Below are 5,568 nucleotides of genomic sequence, written 5' to 3'. Positions count from 1 at the left end.
GGCGTCGTGCGGCCGGCCGGCCACCAGTTTGCGGCCGGTCAGCAGGCCGAGTTGGCCGGCGTGCACCGCGGGCCAACTCCAGCCGACGTTCAGGCGGTGTCGGCGGGCGTAGAGCGCGGCGGCGCGGCCCAGCTCGGCGTGCAGCAGGCCGGAGCGGCCGACGGTCTCCCCGCCGACGTGCACGACCGGCCATTCCTCGTCGGCCCAGGCGATCCGTCCGCCGGCGGCGTGGAGCCGGGCGAACAGATCGGTCTCCTCGTAGTACATCCAGAAGGCCGGGTCGAAGCCGCCGAGGCGTAGGAACGTCTCCATCCGTACGGCGAAGAACGCGCCGACGGGATAGCGCAGGCGGGACCAGCGGGCCAGCGCTGCGGTCTCACCGCGCAGGGCGATGAACGCGCTGGTCCGCGGCGTCGGCAGGACCGCCTGGGAGCGGGCCGCCGCGCCGCCGGCCGTCTGGAGGAAGTGGAATCCGACCACGTCGATGGACGGCGGGTACCAGGACAGGAGTCTGGGCAGGGCCTCGGCGGTGTCGTCGGGAATCGTCACGTCGCTGTTGACGACCAGCAGCCAACGCGCCGTCGAACCGGACTCGACGGCCTCGCGGACGGCGAGGTTGACGGCAGTGCCGTAGCCGACGTTGCCGTGGCCCTCGATCACGCGGACCCCGACAGGGACCGGCGGGCCGGCCAGCGGGCCGTTCTCCACCAGCGTGACCTGGCAGCCCCGGATAGCGGCCAACCCGGACAGCAACTGGTGCAAATGGGTGGAGCCACCGTGGGAAACGACGACCGCCAACAGACTGTGCATTATCCGCCTTTACTGAGGAATTAAACGCCGGACACGACCCGGAGCGTAAACCGTTCCGGCACATATCCGGACGCATGCGCCGCCGCATCGGGCAAGGGTTACCAATCGGATTTCCGGTGGTGCCGCCACCTCGACGGCCGGACAACGGTACGCGCCTGGTCCGGGAGTCGACCCACCGCGGTCGACCAGCCCGCACACCGATCACCACAAGACTAACGACCTCGTCGGGATGGTCCGCGTTATTCCTTCCCGGCGAGTCGCGCGACACCCTTCCGACCCCCTCGCCGAAGCGATATCAAGATGACATCAGTAGGCGCCGGAAAGTCGTTGAAAACGAGCCGCCGAGGATCACCTTCGGCACGCCGCGAACACAATTGACGAACGACTGGATCGGCCACGCGCGGTGACGTCGAAAGAGCCGTGAAAGCGGGTGACCGGACCATCCCCGGCGGCACCGGGGCAGGGCTGGCCGACCTGATCCGACAGCCACCCCGGCGCCGACCCGCCGGGGCCGACACGGAGAATCCCGGGCGGTTCCGGGCCAGAACGACCGGCGCGACGGCCCGGCGAGCGGTGCCGACGCCGGCCGCGTGCCACCGACAGCGAGATTGCGGAAGTCCGCCGTTTCGCCATCGGTCGTGACAACGCCCTGTCAACGTGGAAACTATGCCGCACCCAGATCGACTCACCGCGATCGTCGAGGAGTTGCGCCGGGCCGGACCCGCCGGGCGCACCGCAGCCAGCCTCGCCGCCCGACTGGACGTCAGCGTACGGACGATCCGGCGTGACCTGCTCGCCCTTCAGGGCGTGGGCGTGCCCGTCAGTGGGATCTCCGGACCGGGCGGCGGATACGTCCTCGCGGAGCACGCGACGTTGCCGCCGCTGGCCTTCACCCAGGGCCAGGCCGTGGCCGCCGCCGGCGCACTGACGACTGCCGCGACCGGCCCGTTGAGCCGCGACGCCGCCGCCGCGCTGGAGAAGTTGCTCGACGCCCTACCGCCTGCGGAGCAGCGGCAGATCGCCGAGATCGCGTCCCGCAGCCGGTCCTCGCCACCGGGCCTGGCACGCTCCGCGATGATCGCCGCCGTCGAGGAGGCGCTGCGGAGCAGTCGGGTGCTGGCGATCGATTACCAGGATGCCGCCGGCAGCCGTACCCTCGGCCGTCGCGTCGAGCCGCACATGCTGGCCCTCACCGGCGGGCAGTGGTACCTGCTCGCCTGGTGCCTGGAACGGCGGGGCCCACGCTGGTTCCGCTGGGACCGCATCTCCCGGGCGGTGAACACCGGGCTGCCGACGGCGCAACGCGATCCGTTCATGTTCTTCACCGCTCCCCCACCGGGTCCGCGCCGACTGCGGCGGCCCGCCACGCCGGGCGCGCACAGCGAGCCGTCCCTCCCGACCTGACGGTCCTGGCCGATCTGACGGACCTGGCCGACCAGACGGACCTGGCCGACCAGACCCACCTGGCCGGCCCGTCCCACCTGGCCGGCCAGTCCGCGGGGACCACGCGGGCGTGATCAGCGTTGCGCCCGCACCGGCTGCTCGGGCGCCGTGTCGGCGTCGTCCGCGTCGTCCGCGTCGTCCTGGCGGTCCGACCCGGCCGCGCTCTGGTCGGTCGGCGTCTGCGCGGACGGGGGCTCGGTGCGCAGAGACCAGATCACCGAGACGGCCAGCGCCACCGCGATCACCCCGAGGGACAGTGCGATCGGCATGTGCCAGACGTCGGTGAGCAGCATCTTGACACCGATGAACGCCAGCACGAACGCCAGTCCGGTCGCAAGATGGTGGAAGCGCGCCAGTAGGCCGGACAACAGGAAGAACAGCGACCGCAGGCCGAGGATCGCCAGCGCGTTGCTGGTGAACACGAGGAACGTCTCGTTGGTGACGCCCAGCGCTGCCGGCACCGAGTCGACCGCGAACAGCACGTCCGCCGTCTCGAGCGCGACCAGCACGGCGAGCAGCGGGGTGGCCGTGAGCCGGCCCGCGCGCCGCAGGACGAACCGCTGGCCGTGATATTCGTCCGTCACCGGCATAACCCGGCGCAGCGCCTTGACGGCCCGGCTTTTCCCGGGATCCATCTCCACGCCGTCGTCGCGCAGCATCTTCACCGCCGTGAAGATCAGGAAGGCGCCGAACACGTAGATGATGAAGCTGAACTGCTCGAGCAGTGCGATCCCGGCGGCGATGAAGACGAAGCGCAGCACCAGTGCGCCGAGCACGCCGTAGAACAGCACCCGGTGCTGGTAGGCACGTGGTACCTGGAAATACGAGAAGATCAGGGCGAAAACAAACAGGTTGTCGACCGACAGGCTCTTTTCCAGCAGCCAGGCCGCGGTGTACTCACCGGCGGCGTCCGGGCCCTGCCAGGCCCAGACCACCCCGGCGAAGCCAATCCCCAGAGACACCCACAGCAGGCTCCACCAGGCGGCCTCCCGGAAACCGATCTCATGGGCCTTGCGGTGCGCGAGAAGGTCGATGGACAGCAGGACCAGAAGTCCGCCAAGAAAGGCGAACCAGGCCCAGAGGGGCACGTGCACGGGCATTCTCCAACATGGTGGCCCGGCACCGGCCGGGGGCGAACGGGTCTGATGGGGGCGTCGCCCCGAGCGGCCGGGCTCCGTTGCCAGCGGCCGGTCGGGGCATGATCTTTCACGTCACGGTCGAATCCGAACCGGAGAGCGACAGCTCGATGACGTCTCGTAACTGCGTGGAGCCGCGCGGAGCCAGACCGCGCGAGCACATCGGACGGTGACTGGCTGCGGATCCACCGGAGGATGTCGATGTCGATCGGTGCGGGCCGGCGGACCGGCCCGCACCGGTTGATTCAGCGCCAGATGTTGCCGGGGCGCATGGTCCCGGCGTCGCGGCCGCGCAGCGGCGCGGTCTCGATCGCCTGGCTGAGCTCGACCGGGCCGACGGTACCGATCATCCGCGGGCCGTCCTCGCCGCTGCGGTCGACCACGACCACGCAGCCGGCGGCCGGCCGCTCGATCAGACGGGCAGGCAGGTCCGCCAGCGGGTCCGTCGCCTCGGCCGTGGCCACCATGGACAGCGGGACCACGACCCGGTTGACCCGGGCCAGGTCGCGATCGTCCATGGGCACGGCCGCGAGGTCACGGAGCAGGGCGACGCCGGCCAGGGCGCCGTCGAAGTCCACCACCCCGAACACGGCACGGCGCGCGGGCAGCACGACGTCGTCCAGCGCGTCATCCACAGTCGACCAGGACGAGAGAGTGGGCGGCGCGGGCGTCATCACGTCCCGCGCGACGAGGCCGGCGAGCGCCGCCTGGGCGCGCTGCTGGGACTGCGCCATCCGGGAGGTGCCCAGGGCGAGCCAGCCGAGCAGCGCCGCCCACAGGGCCACGAAGCCGACGAGGAAGACGCCCACGGCACCGGCGAGAATCAGCGTCCAGCCGGTGGCGACGCCGGCGCGGGCGACGGCCCGCTCGGCCCGCTCGCGGCTGCCGGTGCGGCGCAGTACCCGGGCGGCGATCATCCGGCCGCCCGCGCTGCGCGGCGAGGGCAGCGCGTCCACGATCGTCACCAGCAGGGCGAACGTCCCCACCCATAGAGCCACCTGGGCGGCCAGGGCCAGCGTGCCGCTCGGCGCGAGGGCGCCGAGGGCCATGAGCACCGCGCCGGCGAGCGCGGTGACGCTCAGCCCCGCCCGGGCCAGCCTGGCCTCGAGGCGGATCGCGTCCTCCGGGCCCAGCGGCGCCGTGCCGGCGGGAAGCTCCCCACCGGTCGGGGAGACGAGGTCGACCCCGGTACCGAGGGAATTCGATCGGCCCGCACCTCGAACGCCGGCCGTGTGCGCCGCCGCGAACTCCGGCAACGCCCGGCGGCCCTCGGGTGGCGCCACCGCCAGCCGGCTTCCGAAGGCGCCGAGGGTGATGCCGACGACCGAGAGCCCCGCCCGGCGGGCGGCACGCGCCCGCACCAGGTCGGCGCCCACCAGGATGCCGGCGAGCAGCACCGCGCCGATGAGCCCGCCACAGAAGTAGGCGAAACCGGGGCGGTCAGGGACGGTCGCCGGCAGGGTGAGGGCACCGAGCAGGACGGTGACGACGGTCGCCGAGACGGCGAGTCCCGGACGCACCGTTATCGGCGGAAGTCCTCCCCGCCTGGTCGCGTCGTGGGTGGCCATGTCCGCTCAGACTCCTTTCGGTGGTGCTCCGGGGCCGGCATCGACGGCCAGCCGCTGTTCTGTCCGACTGTTCTGTTCAACGTCTAGCCTGCCCTTCGTCGTCCCGGCAGACACCGCAGGAAGTGCGCGAGTTCGCCTATGATTTCGCTGCCGAACTTCGGCAGCGATCTGCAGGAGAAGCACAGGTGGATGAAGCGCGCGAAGCGGTTGATATGACCACGTTCGACGAAGATCTCCCTCTGGGCCTGCCGGAGACGAGCCTGACCCGGCTGCCACGCGCGGCCGTGCTGGCGGCTGCCGACTCCCGGCTGCACGCCGGGCTCCTCGGCGACTATCTGGACGTCCTCGCCTCCGCGGCGCACAGCGGACGGCGGCTCACCCGTGCCGAACTCGACGCGTTCCGCGCCCTGGGCCAGGCAGCCGCCGAGTCCGGGGCGTCGCTGCGGGCCCTGGTCGACCTCTACCTGTCCGCGACCTGGCGGGTCTGGCCGTCGCTGCCGGCGGTGCGCGCCGCGGCCCCCCCCACCGCCGCCCCGGCGCCGCGTTGTTCGTCGTCGACCTCCCGGGGCAGCCGGCGCAGCGCCTGACAGATCACCCAGGCGTGTTCCGCG

At 71.9% G+C, this 5,568-nt stretch carries 4 protein-coding genes and 1 pseudogene; 2 read left to right on the top strand and 3 right to left on the bottom strand.

Annotated features, from left to right (window positions below; genetic code table 11):
* A partial coding sequence (locus MXD58_RS18730; RefSeq protein ID WP_250609645.1) for a glycosyltransferase family 2 protein occupies positions 1–810 on the bottom strand: 810 nt, incomplete at its 3' end.
* Between the two features lie 666 nt (positions 811–1,476).
* On the opposite strand from MXD58_RS18730, the gene MXD58_RS18725 reads away from it, so the two are divergent.
* Entirely contained in the window at positions 1,477–2,214 is a 738-nt protein-coding gene (locus tag MXD58_RS18725) for a helix-turn-helix transcriptional regulator (RefSeq protein ID WP_248839951.1), read from the top strand.
* Positions 2,215–2,327: 113 nt separating this feature from the next.
* On the opposite strand, the gene MXD58_RS18720 is transcribed toward MXD58_RS18725, so the two are convergent.
* Both MXD58_RS18720 and MXD58_RS18715 read right to left on the bottom strand, forming a co-directional pair.
* Positions 2,328–3,347, bottom strand: a complete 1,020-nt coding sequence (locus MXD58_RS18720) for a TerC family protein (RefSeq protein ID WP_248839988.1) — start codon at positions 3,345–3,347, stop codon at positions 2,328–2,330.
* A gap of 287 nt (positions 3,348–3,634) precedes the next feature.
* Positions 3,635–4,957: a peptidase M50 gene (locus tag MXD58_RS18715; protein ID WP_248839952.1), complete on the bottom strand. Its 1,323-nt coding sequence runs from the start codon at positions 4,955–4,957 to the stop codon at positions 3,635–3,637.
* 212 nt (positions 4,958–5,169) lie between these two features.
* On the opposite strand from MXD58_RS18715, the pseudogene MXD58_RS18710 reads away from it, so the two are divergent.
* Positions 5,170–5,472: pseudogene (locus MXD58_RS18710) on the top strand (PucR family transcriptional regulator); the annotation flags it as partial.
* Positions 5,473–5,568 lie beyond the last annotated feature (96 nt).

Origin of the sequence: Frankia sp. AgKG'84/4 (assembly GCF_023242965.2) — a bacterium.
GTDB lineage: Bacteria > Actinomycetota > Actinomycetes > Frankiales > Frankiaceae > Frankia.
The sequence above is the reverse complement of the archived record's forward strand: the minus strand, read 5'-3'. Positions and strand labels throughout refer to the sequence as shown.

What these genes read in the sequence shown, in the direction of transcription:
- MXD58_RS18725 (WP_248839951.1), top strand. Translation starts at nt 1,477, where the DNA reads ATGCCGCACCCAGATCGACTCACCGCGATCGTCGAGGAGTTGCGCCGG.
- MXD58_RS18715 (WP_248839952.1), bottom strand. Translation starts at nt 4,957, where the DNA reads ATGGCCACCCACGACGCGACCAGGCGGGGAGGACTTCCGCCGATAACG.